General features: G+C 71.9%; 24 protein-coding genes, 1 tRNA gene and 1 pseudogene. 17 read left to right on the forward strand and 9 right to left on the reverse strand.

Annotated elements, in window-relative coordinates:
- Positions 1-97: 97 nt before the first annotated feature.
- From ACPYN4_RS01810 to ACPYN4_RS01820, 3 genes are read left to right on the forward strand one after another with little or no spacing between them, the layout of a single operon-like run.
- On the forward strand, positions 98-589 hold the full coding sequence (locus ACPYN4_RS01810) for a carboxymuconolactone decarboxylase family protein (RefSeq protein ID WP_076691354.1): 492 nt from the start codon (positions 98-100) through the stop codon (positions 587-589).
- Positions 586-1,299 (forward strand): tyrosine-protein phosphatase, encoded by a 714-nt coding sequence (locus ACPYN4_RS01815; protein WP_076691353.1) that lies wholly within the window; start codon positions 586-588, stop codon positions 1,297-1,299. The genes ACPYN4_RS01810 and ACPYN4_RS01815 overlap by 4 nt, the downstream gene beginning before the upstream one ends.
- A gap of 38 nt (positions 1,300-1,337) precedes the next feature.
- The gene (locus ACPYN4_RS01820; protein ID WP_424445483.1) at positions 1,338-1,835 is read left to right on the forward strand and encodes an SIP domain-containing protein; all 498 of its coding nucleotides are present in this window, start codon (positions 1,338-1,340) and stop codon (positions 1,833-1,835) included.
- Here the strand turns inward: ACPYN4_RS01820 and ACPYN4_RS01825 are convergent.
- From ACPYN4_RS01825 to ACPYN4_RS01840, 4 genes are all read right to left on the reverse strand, one after another.
- On the reverse strand, positions 1,822-2,280 hold the full coding sequence (locus ACPYN4_RS01825; protein ID WP_239282689.1) for a Fe-S oxidoreductase: 459 nt from the start codon (positions 2,278-2,280) through the stop codon (positions 1,822-1,824). The two genes, ACPYN4_RS01820 and ACPYN4_RS01825, sit on opposite strands and share 14 nt — an antisense overlap.
- Complete coding sequence (locus ACPYN4_RS01830) at positions 2,277-3,089, reverse strand: arginase family protein (protein ID WP_239282691.1); 813 nt, start codon at positions 3,087-3,089, stop codon at positions 2,277-2,279. The genes ACPYN4_RS01825 and ACPYN4_RS01830 overlap by 4 nt, the downstream gene beginning before the upstream one ends.
- A 103-nt stretch (positions 3,090-3,192) precedes the next feature.
- Positions 3,193-3,930, reverse strand: a complete 738-nt coding sequence (locus ACPYN4_RS01835; protein ID WP_239282693.1) for a PspA/IM30 family protein — start codon at positions 3,928-3,930, stop codon at positions 3,193-3,195.
- Between the two features lie 89 nt (positions 3,931-4,019).
- On the reverse strand, positions 4,020-6,086 hold the full coding sequence (locus tag ACPYN4_RS01840) for a TPM domain-containing protein (RefSeq protein ID WP_424445484.1): 2,067 nt from the start codon (positions 6,084-6,086) through the stop codon (positions 4,020-4,022).
- Between the two features lie 194 nt (positions 6,087-6,280).
- On the opposite strand from ACPYN4_RS01840, the gene ACPYN4_RS01845 reads away from it, so the two are divergent.
- The 4 genes and pseudogenes from ACPYN4_RS01845 to ACPYN4_RS01860 all read left to right on the forward strand — a co-directional run.
- On the forward strand, positions 6,281-7,126 hold the full coding sequence (locus ACPYN4_RS01845; protein WP_281653271.1) for a DUF3097 family protein: 846 nt from the start codon (positions 6,281-6,283) through the stop codon (positions 7,124-7,126).
- 22 nt (positions 7,127-7,148) lie between these two features.
- Complete coding sequence (gene trmB / locus ACPYN4_RS01850) at positions 7,149-7,898, forward strand: tRNA (guanosine(46)-N7)-methyltransferase TrmB (protein ID WP_232321628.1); 750 nt, start codon at positions 7,149-7,151, stop codon at positions 7,896-7,898.
- Positions 7,895-8,743 (forward strand): CPBP family intramembrane glutamic endopeptidase, encoded by an 849-nt coding sequence (locus tag ACPYN4_RS01855; protein ID WP_424445485.1) that lies wholly within the window; start codon positions 7,895-7,897, stop codon positions 8,741-8,743. Before trmB ends, ACPYN4_RS01855 begins: the two co-directional genes overlap by 4 nt.
- Before the next feature lie 6 nt (positions 8,744-8,749).
- Positions 8,750-8,980, forward strand: a pseudogene (locus ACPYN4_RS01860) (DMT family transporter); the annotation flags it as partial.
- Between the two features lie 229 nt (positions 8,981-9,209).
- Here ACPYN4_RS01860 and ACPYN4_RS01865 read toward each other — a convergent pair.
- From ACPYN4_RS01865 to ACPYN4_RS01885, 5 genes are all read right to left on the reverse strand, one after another.
- Complete coding sequence (locus tag ACPYN4_RS01865; RefSeq protein ID WP_281653272.1) at positions 9,210-9,467, reverse strand: hypothetical protein; 258 nt, start codon at positions 9,465-9,467, stop codon at positions 9,210-9,212.
- Between the two features lie 170 nt (positions 9,468-9,637).
- On the reverse strand, positions 9,638-9,982 hold the full coding sequence (locus ACPYN4_RS01870; RefSeq protein ID WP_239282703.1) for a HepT-like ribonuclease domain-containing protein: 345 nt from the start codon (positions 9,980-9,982) through the stop codon (positions 9,638-9,640).
- Entirely contained in the window at positions 9,979-10,437 is a 459-nt protein-coding gene (locus ACPYN4_RS01875) for a helix-turn-helix domain-containing protein (RefSeq protein ID WP_076691342.1), read from the reverse strand. Before ACPYN4_RS01875 ends, ACPYN4_RS01870 begins: the two co-directional genes overlap by 4 nt.
- A 138-nt stretch (positions 10,438-10,575) precedes the next feature.
- Positions 10,576-10,648, reverse strand: a tRNA-Arg gene (locus tag ACPYN4_RS01880).
- 16 nt (positions 10,649-10,664) lie between these two features.
- Positions 10,665-11,423 carry an SGNH/GDSL hydrolase family protein gene (locus ACPYN4_RS01885; RefSeq protein WP_424445486.1) on the reverse strand — a complete coding sequence of 253 codons (759 nt, stop codon included), beginning with the start codon at positions 11,421-11,423 and terminating at the stop codon, positions 10,665-10,667.
- Positions 11,424-11,536: 113 nt separating this feature from the next.
- On the opposite strand from ACPYN4_RS01885, the gene ACPYN4_RS01890 reads away from it, so the two are divergent.
- The 10 genes from ACPYN4_RS01890 to ACPYN4_RS01935 all read left to right on the forward strand — a co-directional run bounded on the left by ACPYN4_RS01890 (position 11,537) and on the right by ACPYN4_RS01935 (position 23,581).
- Complete coding sequence (locus ACPYN4_RS01890) at positions 11,537-12,382, forward strand: transglutaminase-like domain-containing protein (RefSeq protein WP_287270701.1); 846 nt, start codon at positions 11,537-11,539, stop codon at positions 12,380-12,382.
- A 40-nt stretch (positions 12,383-12,422) separates the two neighbouring features.
- Positions 12,423-14,087: an arginine--tRNA ligase gene (gene argS / locus ACPYN4_RS01895; RefSeq protein WP_239282109.1), complete on the forward strand. Its 1,665-nt coding sequence runs from the start codon at positions 12,423-12,425 to the stop codon at positions 14,085-14,087.
- A 5-nt stretch (positions 14,088-14,092) separates the two neighbouring features.
- On the forward strand, positions 14,093-14,944 hold the full coding sequence (locus tag ACPYN4_RS01900) for a DUF2993 domain-containing protein (RefSeq protein WP_239282110.1): 852 nt from the start codon (positions 14,093-14,095) through the stop codon (positions 14,942-14,944).
- Between the two features lie 128 nt (positions 14,945-15,072).
- The gene (gene lysA, locus ACPYN4_RS01905) at positions 15,073-16,521 is read left to right on the forward strand and encodes a diaminopimelate decarboxylase (protein ID WP_424445487.1); all 1,449 of its coding nucleotides are present in this window, start codon (positions 15,073-15,075) and stop codon (positions 16,519-16,521) included.
- Positions 16,518-17,846: a homoserine dehydrogenase gene (locus ACPYN4_RS01910; protein WP_281653278.1), complete on the forward strand. Its 1,329-nt coding sequence runs from the start codon at positions 16,518-16,520 to the stop codon at positions 17,844-17,846. Before lysA ends, ACPYN4_RS01910 begins: the two co-directional genes overlap by 4 nt.
- Position 17,847: 1 nt before the next feature.
- Positions 17,848-18,918, forward strand: a complete 1,071-nt coding sequence (thrC, locus tag ACPYN4_RS01915; protein ID WP_281653279.1) for a threonine synthase — start codon at positions 17,848-17,850, stop codon at positions 18,916-18,918.
- Positions 18,915-19,844, forward strand: coding sequence for a homoserine kinase (gene thrB / locus ACPYN4_RS01920; protein WP_239282113.1), 930 nt, complete (start codon positions 18,915-18,917; stop codon positions 19,842-19,844). Before thrC ends, thrB begins: the two co-directional genes overlap by 4 nt.
- Positions 19,845-20,006: 162 nt before the next feature.
- Positions 20,007-22,064, forward strand: a complete 2,058-nt coding sequence (gene rho / locus ACPYN4_RS01925; RefSeq protein WP_424445488.1) for a transcription termination factor Rho — start codon at positions 20,007-20,009, stop codon at positions 22,062-22,064.
- 2 nt (positions 22,065-22,066) lie between these two features.
- Positions 22,067-23,140 carry a peptide chain release factor 1 gene (prfA, locus tag ACPYN4_RS01930; RefSeq protein WP_281652300.1) on the forward strand — a complete coding sequence of 358 codons (1,074 nt, stop codon included), beginning with the start codon at positions 22,067-22,069 and terminating at the stop codon, positions 23,138-23,140.
- A 36-nt stretch (positions 23,141-23,176) separates the two neighbouring features.
- On the forward strand, positions 23,177-23,581 hold the full coding sequence (locus ACPYN4_RS01935; RefSeq protein ID WP_239282116.1) for a hypothetical protein: 405 nt from the start codon (positions 23,177-23,179) through the stop codon (positions 23,579-23,581).
- Positions 23,582-23,599 lie beyond the last annotated feature (18 nt).

Raw genomic sequence — 23,599 nt, forward strand, 5'->3', positions numbered from 1 at the left:
CCGCCTCCGGGTCTCCGGGCCCGGGGGCGCGGGGCCGGGTGCCGATGCGGGCCCGGCGCGCGGGCGGGGGAGGCGGGGTGCGCCGTAGGCTGGGCGCATGACCTCGGAACGCCGCGTCCACCTCTCCCGCTCGGCCCGTCCCGCCTACGACGCCCTGGAGGCGTTCTCCCAGACCGTCGGCACGATCGCCGCCGAGGCGGGCATCGACGACCGCATGAAGGAGATCGCCCTCATCCACGCGTCACAGTTGAACGGGTGCGCGTACTGCGTGCGCGTGCACGTGGACCGCGGCGTGCAGGCGGGACTGACCGCGGACGAGATCGCCCAGCTGCCGGTGTGGCGCGAATCCGGCGTGTTCACGGCGCGGGAGCGCGCGGCGCTCGAGCTCGCCGAGCGCTACGTCTACATCCACGAGGAAGGCATCCCCGACGACGTGTACGACCATGTCGGCGGCATCCTCTCCGAGCAGGAGTACGTCGCCCTCAGCTGGCTGCTGGTGTCGATCAACGCGTTCAACCGCATCACGATCGCCGGGAAGTACCCGGTGCCGCCGCGTCGCGGCGAGCGGGCGAGCACCGACCCGGCATGAGCGACGTCCCCGGAGCGCTGAACTTCCGCGACGTCGGGGGCCTTCCCGCCGGCGCGGCGCGGACGCGCGCGGGCGTGCTGTTCCGCTCCGGCAACCTCGCCCGGCTGGACGACGACGGTCGCGCCGTGCTCGCGCGGCTCGGCATCCGTCGCATCGTCGACCTGCGCGAGGACGACGAGCTCGCCCGCGAGCCGAGCCGTCTGGGGGCGCTGCCCGTGGAGACGGTGCGCGTTCCGCTGTTCCTCGGGTCCACGGCATCCTTCTTCGTCGAGGACATCTCGCTGCCGGAGATGTACCGTGCGCTCGTCGACGGCTCGGCAGACCGCATCATCGCCGCCGCGCGCGCCGTCATCGCCGACCAGCCGGTGCTCGTGCACTGCACGGTCGGCAAGGACCGCACCGGGGTCACGATCGCCCTGCTGCTGGCCGCCGCCGGTGTCGAGGAGGATGCCGTCGTCAGCGATTACGCCCGCACCGAGACCCTGCTGCCGCGCGAGCGCAACGCGCGGGTCGTCGCGCACCTGCGTCGGATGCACCCGGAGGCGCGCCATCTCGAGGATCTCGCGACGCGCTCGCCCGCGCCGGTGATGCGGACGGTGCTCGAGGACGTGAGCGCCCGGTTCGGCTCCGCGGCGGACTATCTGCGCGCCGGCGGTATGGCCGACGACGAGCTCCGCGCCCTGCGGGACGTCCTCATCGACCGAGATTGAGGTAAGGCTACCCTTAAAGGGGTTATAGTAGAGTCATCATGAGTTCCCCGGTCCTGCATCTCAGCGCGCACAACGAGACGGCCTGCAAGGCGTCGCGTCACGCGCGCGTGCAGCATCTCATCACCGCGGACGAGAACGCGCTCGCCGAGCTCGGCGCGCTGCTCGCGACCCTGCCGATCTGCTCGACCGGGCGCGTGTTCATCGAGGTGCCCGACGCGACGTGGATCTCTCCGGTGGACGTTCCGGTGCGCATGATCGTGACGTGGCTCGACCGCTCGCGCCGCACCGGCGACCCCGGCACCGGGCGCGCCTGCGCCCCCGGTCAGGCGCTGAGCCGCGCCGTGAACGCGTGGGCCGACGAGGTGCTGTGCCCGGTGGATGAGACGGATGCCGCGTGCGTCGACGGCACCCGCATCCACCTGCTCGGCGGGTACCTCGGCACCGCCGACATCTTCGACCACCTCACCGGCGCACTCGGCGTCGCCCCGGAGCGGGTGCACACGCCGGAGCGGTTCGGACTGCTCAGCGCCCGCTGAGTCCCCGCGGAACGTAGTTGCCGTCCTCGAGGCCGGCGAGGATCTCGAACCGGTTCGTCAACGGGTTGCGTCCCGCCAGCAGGTACAGCAGCGGCATGAGAAAGCCGTAGCGGCGCCACTGCCGCGCATGCACCGCCTCGTGGCGCAGCACGGCGTCGGTGACGGGCGCGGACCCGGTGAGGTAGCAGCCGCCGACGCAGACGCCGCCACGGCCGAACGTCCACGAGGGCATGCCGGTGAAGACCCACAGTCCCGCGCGCCGCTCGACGCGACCGGTGGACCACAGCGTGCCCCAGACCCATCCGACGGCGGTGCCCCACGCGTAGCCCACGAGGCTCACCGGAGAGTCCAGCAGCACGCGCGGGATGAGCGCGTCCAGCCGACCGCCCCGCGCGACGGCGCGATCGGCGCGCTCCCGCCAGCCCGCCGGCGGCGTCGCGATCACGCGAGCGCCCCGACGATGCGGAGGATAGTGCCGAGGTCGTCGACCGCGGCGGCCGGGTCGGCGGGGGCGAACCCGGCGAGCGAGGCGCCGACCAGCGGCCGTCGCGCGCGGACGGCGGCGATGGCGCCCGTCAGCTGATCCAGCGTGAGACCGAACGGCACCGGCAGCCCCACCCCGGTGATGACGGCGGGGTCGAGCACGTCGAGGTCGACGTGGATGTACACCGCGGAGGCCCGCGTCGCGGCGACCGCCTCGGCGAGGGCGCCGGGGTCGGCGAGGTCGTCGACCGACAGCACCCGCAGGCCCACCTCGTCGACGAAGGCCTGCTCGGCAGGGTCGAACTCGCGGGCGCCGGCGAGGATCACGCGGTCGGCGGCGACGGCTCCGCTCCCGGGCAGCGGAAGGTCGGTGAACACCGCGCGCAGCGCCATCCCCGCGAACGCGCCGGACGGCGAGGTGGCGGGGGAGTTGAGGTCGGCATGGGCGTCGAGCCACACCACGGCGAGGTCGGGATGCTGCTCGGCGGCATGCGCGATGGCGGGGACGGCCACGCCGCAGTCGCCGCCGACGACGATCGCGGGCTCGGCCGCCTGGCCGAGGGCGTCCGTGACGGCGTCGGCGATGCGGGCGAGGGCACTGTACCGGCGGATGCCGGTGCCCAGCGCCTCGCCGGCGGAGGCGGGCACCTCGACGCGTGCGGTGGAGGCGCGGGGAAGATCGCCGGCGATCGCCTCGGCACCGTCGACGAGGTGCATCGCCCGGGCGGCGGGAGACCCCTGCCACTGCGGGACCACGAGGAATCGGGTCATGCAAGCATCCTCTCGCGTCGCGTATCGCCGAGAAACCACTCGCGGCGCGAGAAACCACGCACCGCGTGGTTTCTCGCGCCGAAGTTGGTTTCTCGCGCGGCGACTACTGTTCCAGCGCGGGCGCGGCGGTGCCGCCGCTCTTCAGCGCGGCCAGGCGTGCCTCGACCTCGGTGAGCTCGCCCACGTCCTCCAGCTGGTTGAACTGCGCGTCCAGCGTCGACGCGGCGATCTCGGCCTTGCCGGCGGCGAGGGCCTCCTGACGGCGGACCTTGTCCTCGAACCGGCCGAGCTCGCTCGTCGGGTCGAGCACGTCGATCGAGCGGACGGCGTCGTGCACCTTGTTCTGCGCCTCGGCCGACTTCGCACGGGCGAGCAGCTCGGAGCGCTTCGACTTCAGCTGCTCCAGCTTCTGCTTCATGCCGTTGAGGCCGTCCTTGAGCTTGTCGACGACCTCGGTCTGGGTCGCGATCGCCGGCGCGAGGGCCTTGGCCTCGTTCTCCTCGGTGATCTGGCGCTGCAGCGCGATCTTGGCGAGGTTGTCGAACTTGTCGGCATCCGTCGTGTTGCCGGTGCCGCGCAGCTCGTCGGCCTTCTTGCTGGCGGCGAGGGCCTTGTTGCCCCACTCGGCGGCCGCCTTGACGTCCTCCTCGTGGTCCCGTTCGAGCAGGCGCAGGTTACCGATCGTCTCGGCGATCGCCGACTCCGCGTCGGCGATGTTGTTGGTGTAGTCGCGCACCAGCTGGTCGAGCATCTTCTGCGGGTCTTCGGCGGAGTCGATCATCGCGTTGATGTTCGCCTTCACGAGGGTCGAGATGCGGCCGAAGATGGACTGCTTTGCCATCGGTTTTCCTTTCCTAGCGGGAAGCTGTGGGTGAGTCGTTCAGTGAGGGGCGAGGGATGCCGGCGCCTGCGCGGCCGATCGGGGACGGCTCAGAAGCGGCCCCCTCCGCGGCGCGAGCGGGTGCCGCCGCCGCCGAAGCTGCCGGGGCTCATGCCCCCGCCGCGCGAACCGCCGCCGAAGCCGCCGCCGAAACCTCCTCCGCCGAAGCCGCCTCCGCCGAAGCCGCCTCCGCCGCTGCTGCGGCCACCGCCGCCCAGCAGCGAGTTGATGACGATGCCGCCGAGGATCGCGCCCATGACGTTGCCGCCGGAGCCCGAGCCTCCGGAACCGCCGAACATGCCGCCCGCGCCGGAGCCGAACGCGCCGACGTCGTTCTGGGCGTACTGGATCGCCTGTGCGGCGAGGTCGTTCGCGCGCTGCGCGTACTGCACGGCCTGTGCCGGGTCGGCCTGCTGCAGCTGCCGTGCCTGCACGAGGGCGGCGCCCGCCTCGGCCAGCCGGGTGCGCGCCTCGGCGCCGATCGCGCCGCGGCGCGAGGTGATGAAGTCTTCGGCCGCGGACACCTGCGCCTGGGCCTGGGTCATGAGGGCGCCCAGCTGGCGCTGCGCGCGATCGGCGCGCTCCTGCGCGTCGCGGACGCCCGCGAGCATCGCGTCGATCTCCCGGTTGGCCTTGTCGAGCCCCTGCAGCGCGACCAGCGGCTGCTGGGCGGAGCCCGTGAGCAGGGCGCGCGCGGCGTCGACCTGCTGACGCGTCGCGGCGACGACGGGAGCGAGTCTGCCGCCGGTGTCGGGCAGGGCGCTCGCGGTGGCGATGTCCTTCTCGAGGTCGGCGATGAGCGCCGCGGCATCCGTCTCGGCCTTCGCGAGATCGGCGCCGAGCTTGCCGATCGCGTTCTGCAGCAGCTGCGCCTGGGCGACGGCGTCCTCGGCCGCGCGGATGCTGACAGCGGCGGCGCCGCCGTTGCCGGCGTCGAGCTGCTGCTGCGCGGTGGTCAGCTGCTCCCGCGCGAAGTCCAGGCGCTGCTGCGCCTGCGCGGGGTCATCGGCGACCGTGGCGAGGGCGGCGGGGGCGTAGCGCTGCTGCAGCGCCGTCAGGGCCGTCACCGCCGCGGCGTGCTCGCCGGAGACCTGGGCGTGCAGATCGGTCACGTGCGCGAGCGCCGCGGGGGCGTTCTGCTCGAGCTTGCGCAGCTCGTCGAACGCGGCCGCCTTGGCGTCGAGTTCGGACCCGGCGTGCTCGCACAGCTGGATGATGCGCGCGTTCCATGCGCGGACGTCCGCCTCGGCATCCGGCTGCTCGTCGTCGAGCTTCTGCTTGAGCGCGAACGCCTCGTCGAGGTCGTTGCGGGCCGCGGTCAGCGCGTCGTCGAACTCCTTCGCCGCCGCGTCGCCGAACTCGGCCCGCGCGAACCCGAGTTCCTGCTCGCTGGTCTTGATGGCGTCATCGGTCTGCACGAGCGCGGACGACGCACGCCGGGCGAGGTCCTCGGTGGACAGACCCGCGAGGGGGTCGACCGGTGCGCCGCCAGCGCCCGCGCCGCCTCCGGCGACGGCCGGTTGGCGCGTCTTGCGCCGCGAGCGGACCACGATCCAGATGACGAGGCCCGCGAGGGCGATCACGACGACGATGAGGAGGATGGGCACGAGTGCGCCCCCGCCGTCGTCGGTGCCGCCGGAGCCGCCGCCGATCGCGGCGGCGAGGCCGTCGGCGGCCGCGAAGGCGGCGCCCGACCAGTCCTCGGCAGCGAGCGCCGGCTGGATGCGCTGCTGTTCGATGGTCCCCAGCTGATCCTCGGTGACGGGTCCGTCGGAGTCGCCCGAGAGGTAGAAGGTCCGCCCGTCCGTCGCGATCGCGAGGAGGTACTGGTGGGGCCCGCGGCCGTTGTTCGTCGCGGTCGTGTTGGCCCACTCTTCGGGGGAGGACGGGTCGGTGAACGTGGGGACGTACACGACCCAGAGGTCCACGCCCGAGCTGGAGTTCAGCGCTCGCAGGCGCGCGTCGACGGCGGACTCCTCGCCGCTGGAGAGCACGTCCGACTGGTCCACGACGCGGGTCGATCCGAGCGTGACGGGGTCGGTCGCCGATGCCGCCGCCGCGCCGCCGAAAATGATCGCCGCCGCGGCCGTGACGGCCAGCAACAGTCGCGTTCGCATGCGGGATCCCTCCTGCGCGGGAACGTTCGCCCCCTTTCCCCGATCCTATGCCCCGCGGTGCATGTGCCGGTAGGCGGTCGCCGGGCTCTCCGCCTGCGGATCGGCTATGAATCATCGGTCGTCGCCGATCCCGAGCGTCGCTGTCCCGCCTGGCCGCGCACGCCCGGTAGGGTGACGGCTTCGGAGGGTGGATCATGAGCGACGGATTCGGTGCCGACCGCTACGGGACGGACGTCCTGGCGAAGGGCTGGCGCGAGGCGGGCCGGCCGGTGGTGCCTCAGGTCGCGGCCGAGCGCGACCTCGTCGTCGAGGTCGCCGGCGACGGCTTCTGCGGCGCGGTGACCGGTGTGCGCAGCGGTCATGTCGAGTTGGAGGACCGGCTCGGCAGGCGCCGGCTGTTCCCCCTCGGCGGAGGCTTTCTGATCGACGGGGCCGCCGTCGTGCTGACGCCCCCGGCGGCCGCCGTCGCCGCGCCGAGACGCACGGCATCCGGATCGTTCGCCGCTCCCGAGTCGCGCGCGCGGGTCGCGCGTGCGTCCCGCATCCTCGTCGAGGGTCGGCACGACGCCGAACTCGTCGAGAAGGTGTGGGGCGACGATCTGCGCGCCGAGGGCGTCGTCGTGGAGTACCTGCAGGGCGTCGACCTCCTGGAGGCGGTGCTGCGCGATGAGCCGCCGGGGCCCGACCGGCGCTACGGCGTGCTCGTGGACCACCTCGTGCCGGGGTCGAAGGAGTCGCGCATCGCGCAGGCGGTGGAGCGCGGCCCGCACGGCGCGCACGTGCGCATCGTGGGGCATCCGCACATCGACGTGTGGCAGTGCGTGCTGCCGCGCGCCGTCGGCATCGCGGCGTGGCCTGAGGTCCCGCGCGGCATCGAGTGGAAGGTGGGCGTCAGCCGCGCCCTCGGCTGGCCGGCGCGCGATCAGGCCGACCTCGGCCGCACGTGGCAGCGCATCCTCGGCGCGGTGCACAGCTACCGCGATCTCGACCCGGCACTGCTCGGCCGCGTCGAGGAGCTCATCGACTTCGTGACCGCCTGACCCGCGCGGGTACGCTGGACGGATGCCGGATGCCAGCCCCGACAGCATGCCCGACACCCCGCGGTTCCGCGACAAGCCCGTCTCGTTCGTCCGCCGCAGCGGCCGGATGAGCGACGCGCAGGAGCGCGCTTGGGCCGAGCTGGCGCCGCGCTACGTCCTCGAGGTGCAGCGGGATGCGGCGGCCACGAGCATCCTCCCCGGCACCGGGATCGACCCGGCATCCGTCTTCGGGCGCCGTGCGCCGCTCGTCGTCGAGATCGGCTCGGGGCAGGGGCACGCGATCGTGCATGCCGCGGCGGCGCATCCGGACACTGACTTCCTCGCGGTCGAGGTGTTCCGCGCGGGGCTTGCCCGCACCATGCTCGACGCCGATCGCGCCGGCGTGCGAAACCTCCGCCTCGTCGAGGCGAACGCGCCCGAGGTGCTCGAGCATCTGCTGCCCGAGGCGAGCGTCGACGAGGTGTGGATCTTCTTCCCCGATCCCTGGCACAAGGCAAAGCACAACAAGCGGCGGCTCATCGCACCGGCCTTCCCGCCGCTGGCGGCGCGGGCGCTGCGGGGCGGCGGGATGCTGCGGCTCGCGACGGACTGGGAGGACTACGCCCTGCAGATGCGCGACGTGATGACGGATGCCGCGGAGTTCGCACCGGCCTTCGACGGCGACTGGGCGCCCCGCTTCGACGGGCGCACGATGACGGCGTTCGAGCGCAAGGGCATCGCGAAGGGCCGCGAGATCCGCGACCTCGCCTACCGGCGGCGCGACCGCGGATGAGACCGGTCGCCGCGGCATCCCGCCCCTCGCTGTCGGCGGGGACGGCACCCGCGCTGCTGGTCTGTCTCGCGGCGCCGGCGTTCTTCGTCCTGCTGCTGCCGTGGCTCGGGTGGCTCCTCCTCGCGGCGGGCGTCGGGGCGGCGTGGCTGATGGAGCGCGGGCGCGTCCGGGCACCCGGACCGTCGCTCACCCGCGACCTGTCGCTCATCGCGCTCGGGATGCTGATCGTCAGCGCGATCTCGCTGGAGGCCAAGCTCGACGACCTGTCGATGCTGCGGTTCACGCTCGCGCTCGGCGGTGCGGTCGTCGTGCCGTACGCGGTGTCGCGGTGGCTCTACCGCGACCGGGCGATCGCCTTCCCGTGGCGCGGCGGCGGGCGCTGGCGCGGATGGCAGTGGGCGTGGCTCGGTGCCGTGCTCGTGCTCGGCTGGCTGATCCTGCCGTTCTACTTCATCACGTCGGGCGTCTACCTCAACTGGCCCGTCTTGGACACCCCGGACCTCATCGGGCGGCTGTTCATCGGGGTGGGAGCGGTCGGCATCTGGGACGAGCTGTTCTTCATCTGCACCGTGTTCGCCCTGCTGCGCCGGCATTTCGCGGATGCCGCGGCCAACGTGCTGCAGGCGATCGTCTTCGTCTCGTTCCTGTGGGAGCTCGGCTACCGCGCCTGGGGACCGGTGCTGACGATTCCGTTCGCGCTGCTGCAGGCCGTCATCTTCTTGAAGACCCGGTCGCTGGGGTACGTCGTCACGGTGCATCTGCTGTTTGACGCGGTCGTGTTCGCGGTGCTCGTCCACGCCCACAACCCGGGGCTGCTGGACGCGGTGTTCCTCGTCTCGCCCTGAGGTCCTCCGACGATCGTGTTCGGCGTCGCCCTGGTCGCCAGCATGGGCGGTCTCGCGTGGGCGATGCGCGACATCTCCACCGGCACGGCCTACGCCGTGTGGGTCGGCATCGGCGCGTCGCTCACTGTCGCCTACGCGATGATCACCGGCGACGAGCAGTTCTCCCTCGTCAAGATGCTGCTGATCCTGGGGCTCGTCGGATGCGTCGTGGGCCTCAAGCTCGTCGGTCACGAGTGACGCGACATCCGCCCTGTCATTCACGTTCAACCTGACGGTCAGGTGACTTCGAGGTGAACTCTTGACGCCGGATCGGCGCTGAGTATCTTGGGTTCTGCGAAGGAAAACGGAGACAGAAAGAACTCGAAAGAGATCCCGAAACAGAGACCGACACCGCATTGATGATCGCCCCGAGGCTTCGGTCTCGGGGCGATCTTCGTTGTGCCCGCGGGGTGTCGCGTTCGTCGCCTCAGAAGGCCTGCAACAGGGCCGGTCCGAACGCGACGAGCGCGGCGATCGGCACGACGAGCACGCCGATCGCTGCGACGCCGATCGCGAGCATGCTGCCCAGCACCGACAGCACGGCCGCGCGTGTCGTCGACAGGGCGGATGCCGGGGTGGCGCCCGCCGGCGTCGTCCGGCCGGCGGTGGCGCTCCGGCCCGCGGGGGCGCTCCGTCCGGCGGTGGGCCTTCCGGTGGGGGAGAGGGAGATCGTCGCGGTGGTCATACTCCGACGCCACGAAGCCGCGGCGCGCACCGCGTCGTCCGCCGGGCTGAACCTCATCCGCCTGCAGGATGATGTCCTGCGCGAGGCGGCGGCCGTGGGGTGGTCAGTTGTGGCTGCTTCCCTCGCACGAGGCAGCCACTACTGAGAGGTCAACGCGCCGCGTGCCGGTATCAGCGTTCCGCCGCGGTGATCGCCGCGACGATTGCGGGAAATTGGACCGTGATGGCCTGCCAGAGGATCTCCTCGTCCGTGCCGTCGTAGTCGTGCGCGATGAAGTTCCGCACGGCGCGGATCCCGCGCCAGTCGACCTCGGGATGAGCCGTGCGAAAGCGCTCCGGTAGGCGGTCGGCCGCCGCGGAGAGGTCGATGAGAAGAGACCGGGCGATGCGACGCTGGTCATCGTCGTCGGGGTCGACGAATCGGTCTCGTCCACGCTCCGCAACGCGTCGGGCGGTGACCGCGAACCGGGCGATGTCGGCGAGGATCGCGGGGATCCTGTCGCCGGGGTCGTTCATAGGGCAACCGCCTCCGCGCGGATGTGGTCGATCGCCGGCCCCGTGCCGCGATCGGAGACGACGTCGACGTCGACGCCGAGCAAGTCCGCCGCGTCGACCATGAATCCGGCGAGGTCGAAAACCGAGGCATCCGGCAGAGGATGGACGAGAAGGTCGACGTCGGAGCCCGTGCCGGCCCGTCCTCGGGCGACGGAGCCGAAGACGCGGACATCTCCGAGCCGTCGCGCCTTCGCCGCCTCAAGGAGGGGACCTCGCAGCGCGCGAACACGCTCGAGAGTGGGAATGCTGAGTGTCGACTCAAGCTTTTCCCTGGTGGCTGCAGCGGGAACTCGCCTGCCGCGTTCGTAGGCCGCGATATTCGGCTGAGGAACTCCGGAGCGAGATGCCAACTCCCGCTGAGTCAGCCCGGATTCCCGCCGGCGGCGCCGGAGGTCGTCGCCGTAGGGAACCATCATGACCTCATGATAGCGGGGCGATATCGACCGCGGAGGCCGTGGGGTGGGCAGTCGTGGCTGCTCCCCTCGCGTGAGGCAGCCACTACTGACAGGTCAACGCGGCGCGCGAGACGCGCGAACACGCGGGAAGTGGTGGAGTGCCCCCGACAGGAATCGAACCTGCGACCTTTGGTACCGGAAACCAACGCTCTATCCCCTGAGCTACGGAGGCGTACCGATCGAGGTTATCACCGAGTGAGCGCGCCGACCGCCGCCGCGAGCCGCTCCGCCAGGTACCGGTGGCCCAGCGTGGTCGGGTGGTAGCGCCCGATGCCGGTGTCGATGACGGCGGCGTAGTTGTCGGTGGTGATCCAGTCCTGCATGAGGGGGGAGATGTGCCACCAGCCGCGTGCGGCCGCGGCGGCCGCGAGGTCGCGGTCGATGCGCGCCGTCGCCGCTTCGACGGGAAGCACCTGCGGCGCGGGGCCGAGGATGACGATCTGCGCCCGCGGGTAGGTCGCTGCCAGGTCATCCCACGCCGCATCCACCGCGGCGCGGTAGCCGTCGGCGGGGAGCTTCCGGTCGTTGATCGAGCCCTGCACGATGACGAGGTCGGGGTCCAGCGCCGGGTCGAGCGCCGCGATGCGGGTGCCGAAGTCGGGACCGTCGATGCCGGGCTTCAGGTATCCCGAGCCGCGGACGCCGTCGACGATGGTCGTCCACCCGGCCAGCTGTGCCACGACGTAGGCGTAGCCGAGCGTCGGTGCGGCCGCCGCCGAGCCGTATGTCCACGAGTCGCCGAAGATCAGCACGGTCGGGTTCTCGGGCAGCTCCAGGGCGGCGGGTGTGAGCGGGACGGCGGCGTCGCCCGCGCCGGCCGCGACGGTGGCGGCGGGCGTCGCCCAGGGGCGCCAGAACCCGACCACGACGATCGCCGCGACGAGGCCCGCGACCAGCACCGTGAGCCACGCCGAGACGCGCGAGCGAGGCGTGCGGACGGCGGGCATGCGCCTACGGTAAGTCACGTTCCGGCCAAACCGGAAACCCGCCGCCGCGGGCGATCGCACCGGCATCCACACACGTGTGCGGCGCACCGTCGCGAGCGTGCGAGGATACTCCGGTGCAACGCCTCGTGACCGCTGAACTCGACCTGGAACTGGGGTCCTCCGTCGACCTCATCTTCCAGATCGCCGCCGCCCAGCCGGCACCGGTCATCCGCGAGGAGCTGACCTTCACGCAGGGCGATCGCGTGTACACGCCGAGCGAGATCGTCGACCAGTCCGGCAGCCGCCTGCACCGTCTGCAGGGCGACGCGGGACGCCTCGAGGTGCGCTACGAAGCGCTCATCGACGGGCACGTCTCCCCACGCGCCACGAGCGACCTCGAAGCCATCACCTACCTGCGCCCGAGCCGCTACTGCCAGTCCGACGAGGTCTTCTCGCAGGCGCGACGCCAGTTCCGCGGGCTGCAGGGCATGGATCTGATCAACGCGGTGAGCGAGTTCGTCGCCTCCAGCACCACGTATACGCCCGGGCTCAGTCAGGGCACCGACTCGGCCGTGACGACCCTCATGACGGGTCAAGGGGTGTGCCGCGACTACGCGCACGTCGTGATCGCGCTGCTGCGGGCAATGGACATGCCCGCGCGCTATGCCGCGTGCTTCGCGCCGGGGCTGCGCCCGATGGACTTCCATGCCGTCGCCGAGGCCTACCTCGACGGCAGCTGGTACGTCATCGACGCCACGCGGCTCAGCAACCGACGCTCTCTCGTGCGGATCGCGACGGGGAGGGACGCCGCTGACTGCGCGTTCCTCAGCTATCACGGCGGCTATGTGGGCCTCGAGCGCATGCGGGTCGATGCCTGCACCGTGCCGGACGACGCGTCGGATGTGGCGGCGCAGGATGCCGCGGCCGCGGCATCCGACCCCGCCCTCGACGACGCCGCCGAGCTCGTCATCCTCGGCTGAGGACGGCTCTCGGAGACCGCGCTCGTAGACTGGTCGGGCCATGAATCCTGATGCCCTCTCCGCAGCCCTCCTCGCCGTCATCGCCCCGCTCGCCGAGGCGCGACGACCCGGTGCCGCCGCGGACCTGACCGTCGCCGACCTGCCGCTGGAGCGCCCGCGCAACCGCGACCACGGCGACTGGGCCTCGAACGCCGCCCTCAAGCTCGGCAAGGCGGTGGGGGCGAACCCGCGCGAGTTCGCGCAGGAGATCGCGACGGCGCTGGCGGATGCCGAGGGCATCGCGAGCGTCGAGGTCGCGGGCCCCGGCTTCATCAACATCCGCCTCGAGGCCGGCGCCGCCGGCGCCCTCGCGAAGACGATCGTCGAGGCGGGTGCCGCGTTCGGCACCAACACGTCCCGCGCCGACGAGATCATCAACCTCGAGTTCGTGAGCGCCAACCCCACCGGACCGATCCACCTCGGCGGTACGCGGTGGGCCGCCGTCGGCGACGCGCTCGCCCGCATCCTCGCCAGCCAGGGCGCGCAGGTGACGCGCGAGTATTACTTCAACGACCACGGTGCGCAGATCGACCGCTTCGCGCGCAGCCTCGTCGCCGCCCACGAGGGCCGCCCGACGCCCGAGGACGGCTATGGCGGCGGCTACATCGACGACATCGCCCGCCGCGTCGCGCTCGCATACCAGGGCGACATCGACGAACTCGAGCCCGCGGCCAAGCAGGAGGCGTTCCGCGAGATCGGCGTCGGCTTGATGTTCGACGAGATCAAGAAGTCGCTGCACGACTTCGGTGTCGACTTCGACGTGTACTTCCACGAGAACCACCTGCACGAGACGGGCGCCGTCGAGCGAGCCGTCGCGCGCCTGCGGGAGCTCGGCCACATCTACGAGGCCGACGGTGCCACCTGGTTGCGCTCGACCGAGTTCGGCGACGACAAGGACCGCGTCGTCATCAAGAGCGACGGCAACCCGGCCTACATCTCCGGCGACCTCGCGTACTACCTCGACAAGCGCGAGCGCGGCTTCAACCGGTGCATCATCATGCTCGGCGCGGACCATCACGGCTACGTGCAGCGCCTCATGGCGATGACGGCGGCGTTCGGCGACGAGCCCTACGTCAACCTGCAGATCCTCATCGGCCAGATGGTGAACCTCGTCAACGACGGCCAGCCCGTGCGGATGTCCAAGCGCGCCGGCAGCGTCGTGACCCTCGAAGACCTCGTGGAGATCGTGGGGACGGATGCCGCGCGCTACGCGCTCACCCGCAGCTCCGCCGACTCGAACCTCGACGTCGACCTCGACGTGCTGCAGAAGCGCACGAACGACAACCCCGTCTTCTATGTGCAGTACGCCCACGCCCGCACTCACAACGTCGCCCGCAATGCGGCGAGCCTGGGCGTGACCCGTGAGGCCTTCGTGCCCGAGCTCCTCGACCACGAGACCGAGTCGGCGCTCCTCGGCGCCCTGCAGGAGTTCCCGCGCGTCGTGGCCTACGCCGCCGAGGTGCGCGAGCCGCACCGCGTCGCGCGCTACCTCGAGGAACTCGCCGGCCTCTACCACCGCTGGTACGACAACTGCCGCGTCACCCCTCTCGGCGACGAGGAGGTCACCGACCTGCACCGCACCCGCCTGTGGCTCAACGACGCCACCGGTCAGGTGTTGCGCAACGGCCTGACCCTCCTCGGCGTGAGCGCCCCCGAGCGCATGTGACCGACATGAGCGACGAGCACCCGACCCAGCCGCTGCCCGACCCCCGGGCGCAGTGGGTGCTGTCGACGGATGCCGGGGCGCCGGCATCCGCGCCCGGCGCCCCGACCCGGCGTCGACGCTGGCCCTGGCTCGTCGCCCTCCTCGCCGTCGCCGCGCTCGTCGTCGGCGCCGGGTTCGCGGGGGAGTACATCGCCCGCGGCATCGTGGAACGGACGATCCGCGACCAGCTGATCACCCACCTCGATCTGCCCGCCGATCAGCAGATCGACGTCGACATCCCCGGTCAGATCCTGCCTCAGCTGATCTCGGGGCGCCTGGACTCGCTCACCGTCTCGAGCGCCGACGTGTCGTTCGGGGGTCTCAGCGGCGACGTCGTGGTGCGCGCCACCGGCATCCCGATCCGCGGGGACGCCCCCGCCGAGTCCGGCTCTGCCACGGTCACCCTCGACGAGGCGGAGGTGCGCACGCTGCTGGCGACCGTGGACGGCTTCCCCTCCGAGACGGTGACTCTCGCCGAACCCGATGTCGTGATGACGACGGAGCTGCAGCTGTTCGCCCTGACGGTCCCGGTCGGCGTGAGCCTCACCCCGAGCGCCTCCGCGGGAGACCTCGTCCTCACGCCGCGGACCTTCCGGGTGGCGGATGCCGAGATCTCCGCCGACGCGCTCGTCGCCCAGTTCGGCGCCATCGCGACGACGGTCGTGCGGGACTGGGACGTGTGCATCGCGCAGTACCTGCCCGCCGGCCTGACGCTCACCTCCGTGCAGGTCGCCGGGGAGGATGTCGTCGCCGACTTCGACATCGACGGCGCGATCGTCACCGACGCCGCGCTGCAGCAGAACGGCACCTGCGCCTGAGGGCGAGCCCGTCGACACATGCGCGGAGCCGCATGAGCCGGTGCCCTAGACTTCAAGGACCGCCGTCCAGGACCGCCGAGCGTGACGTGACCGCCGGCGACCAGCTTCCCACCCGATTGGTTGTCCCCGTGTCCGCCGCATCCGACCGCCCGCTCGTGCCGGAGTGGCTCGCCTCTCCGGAGGACGTGAACGCCCTCGTCGACGAGGTCTGGCCGGCGTCCGCGCAGCGCGACGAGCACGGTGAGCTCCGGCTCGCGGGCGTGGCGGTCAGCGATCTGCGGGAGCAGTTCGGCACGCCCCTGTATGTGCTCGACGAGGATGCCGTGCGCGCCCGCGCCCGCGAGGCGCGCGAGGCGTTCACCGCGGCGACGGCGCGGCACGGCGTGCAGGCGCGCGTCTACTACGCCGGCAAGGCGTTCCTGTCGACCGAGGTCGTGCGGTGGGTGAGCGCCGAGGGCCTCGCCGTCGACGTCGCGACCGGGGGAGAGCTCGCCGTGGCGCTCGCCGGCGGCGCCGACCCCGCCCGCATCGGCGTGCACGGCAACAACAAGACCACCCGGGAGCTCGAACGCGCCGTCGAGGTGGGTGTCGGGTCGATCGTCATCGACTCGCCCATCGAGCTCGAGCGCCTCGCCGCAATCGTGGAGCGCTCGCCCCGCGCCGACGGTGCACCGCAGAGCGTGCTGGTGCGCGTCAACAGCGGTGTCCACGCCGAGACCCACGACTTCCTCGCGACCGCCCACGAAGATCAGAAGTTCGGCTTCGCTCTCGAAGACGCGCCCGCGATCGTCGCCCGCATCCGGGAGCTTCCGGGTCTGCAGTTCGTGGGCCTGCACTGCCACATCGGGTCGCAGATCTTCGGCACGCGCGGCTTCGAGGAGTCCGCCGCGCGCGTCGTGGAACTGCACGCGCAGCTGCTCGACGGCGGCGACATTCCGGTGCTCAACCTCGGCGGCGGCTTCGGCATCGCCTACACCTCGGCGGACACCCCGACGCCGATCGCGCAGCTGGCGGACGGCATCGTCGACGCCGTTGCGCGCGAGTGCGAGGTCCGCGGCATCCCCCTGCCGAACCTCGCCTTCGAGCCCGGTCGCGCGATCGTCGGCCGCGCAGGCGTCACCCTGTACGAGGTCGGCACCGTCAAGCCCGTCCGGGTCAGCGACGCCCTCGAGCGCCTGTATGTCAGCGTCGACGGCGGCATGAGTGACAACGCCCGGCCCGCGCTCTACGGCGCGCAGTACTCCGCCCGCATCGCCTCGCGCGCCTCGGATGCCGCGCCCGCCCTCGCCCGCGTCGTGGGACGCCACTGCGAGTCGGGCGACATCGTCGTCGACGCGGAGTACCTGCCCGCCGACGTCACGCCGGGCGACCTGCTGGCCGTGCCCGCGACCGGCGCCTACTGCTTCTCGCTCGCGAGCAACTACAACTACGTGCCCCGCCCACCCGTCGTCGCCGTCTCCGGCGGCCGGGCGCGGGTCATCGTGCGCGGCGAGACCGTCGACGACCTGCTCGCGCGGGACGCGGGCTGGTCCCCGGCATCCGCGTCGAACGCGACCGTATGGGAGGACTCCGAGTGACCGACTACCGCCGTCTGCGCGTGGCTCTGCTGGGTGCGGGAGCCGTGGGCTCCCAGGTCGCGGGGCTGCTGCGCAAGCACGCGGATGAGCTCGCCGACCGCGCCGGTGCCGCGCTCGACCTCGTCGGCATCGCGGTGCGCAACCCCGACGCCCCCCGCGATGTCGACCTGCCGCGCGAGCTGTTCACGACCGACTCCGAGCAGCTGATCGTCGGCGCCGACATCGTCATCGAGCTCATGGGCGGCATCGAGCCGGCCCGCACCGACATCCTGCTCGCGCTGAACTCCGGCGCCGACGTCGTCACCGCCAACAAGGCGCTGCTGGCCACGCACGGCCCGGAGATCTTCGACGCCGCCGACCAGGTCGGCGCCTCGGTGTACTACGAGGCCGCCGCCGCCGGCGCGATCCCGATCATCCGGCCGCTGCGCGACTCGCTCGCGGGCGACCGCGTGCAGCGGATCATGGGCATCGTCAACGGGACGACCAACTACATCCTCGACCGGATGGACCGCGAGGGCAGCGACTTCGCCGACGTGCTGGCCGACGCGCAGGCGCTCGGCTATGCCGAAGCCGATCCGACCGCCGACGTCGAGGGATACGACGCCGCGCAGAAGGCCGCGATCCTCGCCTCCCTCGCCTTCCACACGGCCGTGCCGCTGGACGCCGTGCATCGCGAGGGCATCACGCAGATCGACGCGCAGATGATGGAAGCCGCGCGCCACGCCGGCTACGTCATCAAGCTGCTCGCGGTGTGCGAGCGTCTCACCGGGCCGGGCGTCGACTCGCCCACCGGCGAGGCGATCTCGGTGCGCGTCTACCCGGCGCTGATCCCGCGCGAGCACCCGCTGGCGAGCGTCCACGGCGCGAACAACGCCGTCTTCGTGCAGGCCGAGGCCGCCGGCAACCTCATGTTCTACGGCGCCGGCGCCGGCGGCGTGCAGACCGCCTCGGCAGTGCTGGGAGACGTCGTCTCGGCGGCGCGCCGGCACATCGCCGGCGGCGTCGGGGTGGGGGAGTCCACCCGGGCGAACCTGCCGGTGCTGCCGATCGGCCGCGTCACGACGCGCTATCAGATCACGCTCGAGGTCACCGACACCCCCGGCGTGCTCGCGACGGTTGCCGGCATCCTCAGCGACGGGCGCGTCTCGATCGCGACGGTCGAGCAGACAGTGCTGCGGAACGCGAACGGCGAGCCCGGAACCGCGCGGCTCGTCATCGGCACCCACACGGCGCTCGAGCAGGATCTCAGCGAGACCGTCGACCGCCTCGCCGCCAGCGGCGTGGTCGGACGTGTCGAATCGGTATTGCGAGTAGAAGGAGACTGACATGGTCCACGTCTGGCAGGGAGTCCTGCGCGAATTCGCCGACCGGCTGGGCGTCACCGACGCCTCGACCGTCGTCACGCTCGGCGAGGGCGGCACGCCGCTCATTCCCGCCGCAGCCCTCTCGCAGCGCACCGGCGCGGAGGTCTACGTCAAGTTCGAGGGCATGAACCCGACCGGCTCCTTCAAGGACCGCGGCATGACCGTCGCGCTCTCGCGGGCCGTCGAGCACGGCGCGAAGGCCGTCATCTGCGCGTCGACGGGCAACACGTCGGCATCCGCCGCCGCCTACGCCGCGCACGCCGGCATCACCGCCGCCGTCCTCGTCCCCGAGGGCAAGATCGCGATGGGCAAGCTCAGCCAGGCCGTCATCCACGGCGGCCGGCTCATCCAGGTGCGCGGCAACTTCGACGACTGCCTCGAGATCGCCCGGGAGCTCGCGGCCAACTACCCGGTGCACCTCGTGAACTCGGTCAACCCTGACCGCATCGACGGGCAGAAGACCGCCGCCTACGAGGTCGTCTCGCAGCTCGGCGACGCGCCGGACTTCCACTTCATCCCGGTCGGCAACGCCGGCAACTACACCGCCTACGCCCGGGGCTACCGCGAAGAGGTCGCCCGCGGCGTCGCGACGAAGGTGCCGCGCATGTTCGGCTTCCAAGCGGAGGGGTCGGCACCGCTCGTGCGCGGCGAGGTCGTCAAGAGCCCCGAGACGGTCGCCTCGGCGATCCGCATCGGCAACCCCGCCTCGTGGGAGCTGGCCCTCGAGGCACGCGACGCCACCGACGGCTGGTTCGGCGCGATCGACGACGACCGGATCCTCGCGGCGCAGAAGCTGCTCGCCGCGACCGCCGGCGTCTTCGTCGAGCCGGCGTCGGCGATCAGCGTCGCGGGCCTGCTCGACCGGGCCGAGGCCGGACTCGTTCCCGCCGGCGCGAAGGTCGTGCTCACGGTGACCGGCCACGGCCTCAAGGACCCGCAGTGGGCGCTGCGCAACGCCGACGGCAGCGAGATCGCCCCCACCGTCGTGGACGCGTCGACCAGCGAGGTCGCCGCGGTGCTCGACCTGGCATGAGCGAGCGGACCGTCGCGGTCCGGGTTCCCGCCACGAGCGCGAACCTCGGCCCCGGCTTCGACACCCTGGGCCTCGCGCTGAGCGTGTACGACGAGCTCGTCGTGACGGCTCTGCCCGAACCCGGGCTCGAGATCGTGGTGAGCGGCGAGGGCGCGGCGGATGTCCCCACCGACGCATCGCACCTCGTCGTGCGGGCGATGGCCTACGCATTCGAGGCGTGCGGGCGGTCGCTTCCCGGCATCCGTCTCGTCGCGCACAACACGATTCCGCACGGACGCGGCATGGGCTCGTCCGGTGCGGCCGTCGTCGCGGGGCTGCTTGCGGCCAAGGGGCTGCTGGCCGGCGACGTCGAACTCGGCGACGACACCCTGCTGCGCCTGGCCACCGAGCTGGAGGGCCACCCCGACAACGTCGCGCCGGCCCTGTTCGGCGGCCTGACGATCGCGTGGATGGACGAGGGCGGTCCGCAGCACAAGAAGCTCCTCGTGCATCGCGGCGTCTCGCCGCTGGTGTTCGTGCCCGACTTCACGATGTCGACGTCGGTCGCGCGCGGCCTCGCGCCGTTGCAGGTGACGCGAGAGGATGCCGTCTTCAACGTCTCCCGCTCGGCGCTGCTGATCGCGGCGCTCACACAGAGCCCCGAACTGCTGCTGGCGGCCACGGAGGACAAGCTGCACCAGTCCTACCGGGCGCAGGCGATGCCGGCGACCGATCAGCTGGTGCGCGCGCTGCGCGCGCAGGGCTTCGCCGCCGTCGTCTCCGGCGCCGGGCCGAGCGTGCTCGTGCTCGCCGACGGGCCCGGGCAACGCCTGGCCGCGGCCGAGCTCGCCGCCACCGTCACCGACACCCCGTGGGAGCCGCTCATGCTGGCCGTCGACGTCAAGGGTGGTACAGTAAGGGACTATACGGAGGGTGCCACGGCGTGACCGTGAATCTGGCCTCCGTCGCAATTCTGCGAACCCCCGCATAACCCCCGGCGCTGTATCGGCCGTCCGTCACGGACGCAGATGCGTGCACCGAAGGTCGCGCCTGTCGTGGACGGCGCTCATGCGGACCTGTCCAATCCACATGTCCCAGAAGGAGAACTCGTGGAGTCCCTCTCCGAGATCCAGTCCGAGAACACCGATGAGGCGCGCGAGGATGCCGCCGCCGAGGTGACCGAGACCCCCACCGCCGACGCGCCCGCCGAGGAGCAGCCGGCCGAGGCCCCCGCCGCCGAAGAGGCCCCCGCCGCCGAGGAGGAGCCCGCCGCCGAGGCGGCCGCCGCCGTGCAGACCGAGGCGCCCGACGTCGAGGTGCCCGCTGACGCTGCCGCACCGGCAGCTGCCGAGGAGCCCGCCGCGGAGGAGGTGCCCGCCGCTGAGGCCCCGGCCGCGGAGGAGGCTCCCGCCGAGGCGCCGGCCGCTGAGGAGGCGCCCGCCGCGCCCGTCAAGGCGCCCCGCAAGCGTGCGCCGCGCCGCGCCAAGAGCACCGATGTACCCGCCGAGGCCCCGGCCGACACCGCCGTAGAGACGCCGGCATCCGACGCCGCCGCAGACGAGACCCCGGCATCCGCCCCCGCGGGCGACGAGACCGTCGACGAGGCCGCCGCCGCGTCGGAGACCCCGGCCGACGACAGCGCTGCGAGCACCACCGCCGACGAGAGCGCCGCGACCGACGCGCCCGCCGCCGAGGGCGACGCCGCGCAGGGCGAGGCGCCCGCCGAGGGCGAGTCCACGGGCCGCAGCCGCAGTCGGTCGCGCAGCCGCAGCCGCAACCGCGGTCAGAAGTCCGACAACGGCCAGAACGGCCAGCCGGCGCAGAACGGCCAGAACGCGCAGGGCGCACACTCCGGCGCGTCCGCCGAGGAGAGCGCGCCCGCGCCGGAGGACGAGCAGTCCTCGGGGCGCGGCCGTCAGCGCAACAAGCGTCGCGGCCAGAACAGCACGGGCGACGAGTTCGAGACCGAGATCGGCGAGGACGACGTCCTCATCCCGATCGCCGGCATCCTCGATGTGCTCGACAACTACGCGTTCGTGCGCACCACGGGGTACCTGCCCGGCGCGAGCGACGTCTACGTCTCGCTCGGCCAGGTCAAGAAGTACAACCTGCGCAAGGGCGACGCCGTCGTCGGCGCGATCAAGCAGCCGCGCGAGGGTGAGCAGTCCAGCCGCCAGAAGTACAACGCGCTCGTCAAGGTCGACGCGATCAACGGCCTGTCGGTCGATGACGCCGCGAACCGCGTCGAGTTCGGCAAGCTCACCCCGCTGTACCCGCAGGAGCGCCTGCGCCTGGAGACGGCGCCCGAGAAGCTGACCCAGCGCATCATCGACCTGGTCGCCCCGATCGGCAAGGGTCAGCGCGGCCTCATCGTCGCGCCGCCCAAGGCCGGCAAGACCATCGTGCTGCAGCAGATCGCGAACGCGATCGCGACGAACAACCCCGAGGTCCACCTCATGGTCGTTCTCGTCGACGAGCGCCCCGAAGAGGTCACCGACATGCAGCGCACCGTCAAGGGCGAGGTCATCGCCTCGACCTTCGACCGCCCCGCCGAGGACCACACCACCGTCGCCGAGCTCGCCATCGAGCGGGCGAAGCGTCTCGTGGAGCTCGGGCGCGATGTCGTCGTGCTGCTCGACTCGATCACGCGTCTCGGCCGCGCCTACAACATCTCCGCGCCCACGTCGGGTCGCGTGCTCACCGGTGGTGTCGACGCCTCGGCGCTGTACCCGCCCAAGCGCTTCTTCGGCGCTGCGCGCAACATCGAGAACGGCGGATCGCTCACGATCCTCGCCACGGCGCTCGTGGAGACCGGTTCCAAGATGGACGAGGTCATCTTCGAGGAGTTCAAGGGCACCGGCAACAGCGAACTGCGCCTCAGCCGTCAGCTCGCCGACAAACGCATCTTCCCGGCCGTCGACGTCAACGCGTCCTCCACGCGCCGCGAGGAGATGCTCCTGTCTCCCGACGAGGTGAAGATCACCTGGAAGCTCCGCCGCGCGCTGGCCGGTCTCGACCCGCAGCAGGCCCTCGAGGTCGTGCTCGGGAAACTCAAGGAGACGCAGTCCAACGTCGAGTTCCTCGTGCAGATGCAGAAGTCGATCCCGACGCCCGCGGGCGGTCACGGCGGCGGCCACAGCCACGGGCACGAGAACAGCATCCGCTGATCGTGTTCGAGTCCGTCGCCGGGCTGATCGCGGAGCACAGGGCCGTCCAGGAGGAGCTCTCCGACCCGGCCGTGCACGCCGACGCTGCCCGGGCGAAGCGCGTCAACCGGCGCTATGCCGAACTGTCGCGCATCGTGGCGGCCCACGACGCCTGGGTCGCGGCATCCGCCGATCTGGAGGCCGCGCGCGAACTCGCCCGGGAGGACGACGCGTTCGCCGATGAGGTCCCGGCGCTCGAGGAGCGCCTGGCCGCCGCGCAGGAGAAGCTGCGCCGGCTGCTGATCCCTCGCGACCCCGATGACGCGCGCGACGTGATCATGGAGATCAAGGCCGGCGAGGGTGGGGCAGAGTCCGCCCTGTTCGCCGCCGACCTCCTGCGGATGTATCTGCAGTACGCGGCATCCAAGGGCTGGAAGACCGAGCTGCTCGAACGCAACGAGAGCGACCTCGGCGGCTTCAAAGACGTCCAGGTGGCCATCAAGGGATCGAGCTCCGACCCCGCGCAGGGCGTGTGGGCGCACCTGAAGTACGAAGGCGGCGTGCACCGCGTGCAGAGGGTGCCGGCGACGGAGTCGCAGGGGCGCATCCACACCTCCACGACCGGCGTGCTGGTCTTTCCCGAAGTCGACGAGCCCGAAGAGGTGCAGATCGACCCGAACGACCTCAAGATCGACGTGTTCCGCTCCTCGGGCCCCGGCGGCCAGTCGGTCAACACGACCGACTCCGCCGTGCGCATCACGCACGTGCCGACCGGCATCGTCGTGTCGATGCAGAACGAGAAGAGCCAGCTGCAGAACCGCGAGGCGGCCATGCGCGTGCTGCGGGCACGGCTGCTCGCGAAGCAGCAGGAGGAGCGGGATGCCGCCGCCTCCGACGCCCGGCGCTCGCAGATCCGCGGCATGGACCGGTCGGAGCGCATCCGCACCTACAACTTCCCCGAGAACCGCATCGCCGACCACCGCACGGGGTACAAGGCCTACAACCTCGACCAGGTGATGGACGGCGCCCTCGGACCGCTGGTCGACGCGGCGATCGCCGCCGACGAGGAAGCGCGGCTCGCCGCCCTCGGTTCGTGACGGCGCGACCGCCCTCGCAGGCGGTACGCTCGCGCCATGGTCATGTTCCTGCTTCGTGCGGCGATCTTCCTCGCCTCGGCGGCGCTCGGTCTCATCGTCGCCGACCTCATCCTCGAGGGCTTCTCGATCCAGTGGTCGAGTCCTCTGGGCTTCATCCTCGCGATCGTGATCTTCGCGGTGCTGCAGAGCGTGCTCGCGCCGTGGCTCGCGCGCGTCGCGCAGCGCAACGCCCCGGCGTTCCTGGGCGGCATCGGCATCGTCTCGACGTTCGTCGCGCTCGTGGTCGTCGTGCTGATCCCGGGCGCGGGGCTCACGATCGGCGCGCCGTGGTGGACGTGGATCGCGGCTCCCGTGATCGTGTGGATCGTCACGGCGCTCGCGACCTGGCTCCTGCCTGCCCTCTTCATCAAGAAGAAGGTCGCCGACCGCCGCGAGCGCTGAGGCGGCCGCATCAGGCGA

The organism is Microbacterium sp. CH-015, assembly GCF_049707015.1.
In the GTDB taxonomy this organism is placed as follows: Bacteria; Actinomycetota; Actinomycetes; order Actinomycetales; family Microbacteriaceae; genus Microbacterium; species Microbacterium aurum.

Excerpts from the sequence above, each read along its gene's own strand:
- ACPYN4_RS01810 (WP_076691354.1), top strand. The coding sequence starts at position 98 with ATGACCTCGGAACGCCGCGTCCACCTCTCCCGCTCGGCCCGTCCCGCC.
- thrC (WP_281653279.1), top strand. The coding sequence starts at position 17,848 with ATGGTCCACGTCTGGCAGGGAGTCCTGCGCGAATTCGCCGACCGGCTG.
- ACPYN4_RS01885 (WP_424445486.1), bottom strand. The coding sequence starts at position 11,423 with ATGCCCGCCGTCCGCACGCCTCGCTCGCGCGTCTCGGCGTGGCTCACG.
- ACPYN4_RS01875 (WP_076691342.1), bottom strand. The coding sequence starts at position 10,437 with ATGATGGTTCCCTACGGCGACGACCTCCGGCGCCGCCGGCGGGAATCC.
- ACPYN4_RS01835 (WP_239282693.1), bottom strand. The coding sequence starts at position 3,930 with ATGGCAAAGCAGTCCATCTTCGGCCGCATCTCGACCCTCGTGAAGGCG.
- ACPYN4_RS01840 (WP_424445484.1), bottom strand. The coding sequence starts at position 6,086 with ATGCGAACGCGACTGTTGCTGGCCGTCACGGCCGCGGCGGCGATCATT.
- ACPYN4_RS01935 (WP_239282116.1), top strand. The coding sequence starts at position 23,177 with ATGGTCATGTTCCTGCTTCGTGCGGCGATCTTCCTCGCCTCGGCGGCG.
- argS (WP_239282109.1), top strand. The coding sequence starts at position 12,423 with ATGAATCCTGATGCCCTCTCCGCAGCCCTCCTCGCCGTCATCGCCCCG.
- ACPYN4_RS01855 (WP_424445485.1), top strand. The coding sequence starts at position 7,895 with ATGAGACCGGTCGCCGCGGCATCCCGCCCCTCGCTGTCGGCGGGGACG.
- ACPYN4_RS01830 (WP_239282691.1), bottom strand. The coding sequence starts at position 3,089 with ATGACCCGATTCCTCGTGGTCCCGCAGTGGCAGGGGTCTCCCGCCGCC.
- ACPYN4_RS01815 (WP_076691353.1), top strand. The coding sequence starts at position 586 with ATGAGCGACGTCCCCGGAGCGCTGAACTTCCGCGACGTCGGGGGCCTT.
- ACPYN4_RS01845 (WP_281653271.1), top strand. The coding sequence starts at position 6,281 with ATGAGCGACGGATTCGGTGCCGACCGCTACGGGACGGACGTCCTGGCG.
- ACPYN4_RS01900 (WP_239282110.1), top strand. The coding sequence starts at position 14,093 with ATGAGCGACGAGCACCCGACCCAGCCGCTGCCCGACCCCCGGGCGCAG.
- thrB (WP_239282113.1), top strand. The coding sequence starts at position 18,915 with ATGAGCGAGCGGACCGTCGCGGTCCGGGTTCCCGCCACGAGCGCGAAC.
- ACPYN4_RS01820 (WP_424445483.1), top strand. The coding sequence starts at position 1,338 with ATGAGTTCCCCGGTCCTGCATCTCAGCGCGCACAACGAGACGGCCTGC.
- ACPYN4_RS01865 (WP_281653272.1), bottom strand. The coding sequence starts at position 9,467 with ATGACCACCGCGACGATCTCCCTCTCCCCCACCGGAAGGCCCACCGCC.
- trmB (WP_232321628.1), top strand. The coding sequence starts at position 7,149 with ATGCCGGATGCCAGCCCCGACAGCATGCCCGACACCCCGCGGTTCCGC.
- ACPYN4_RS01870 (WP_239282703.1), bottom strand. The coding sequence starts at position 9,982 with ATGAACGACCCCGGCGACAGGATCCCCGCGATCCTCGCCGACATCGCC.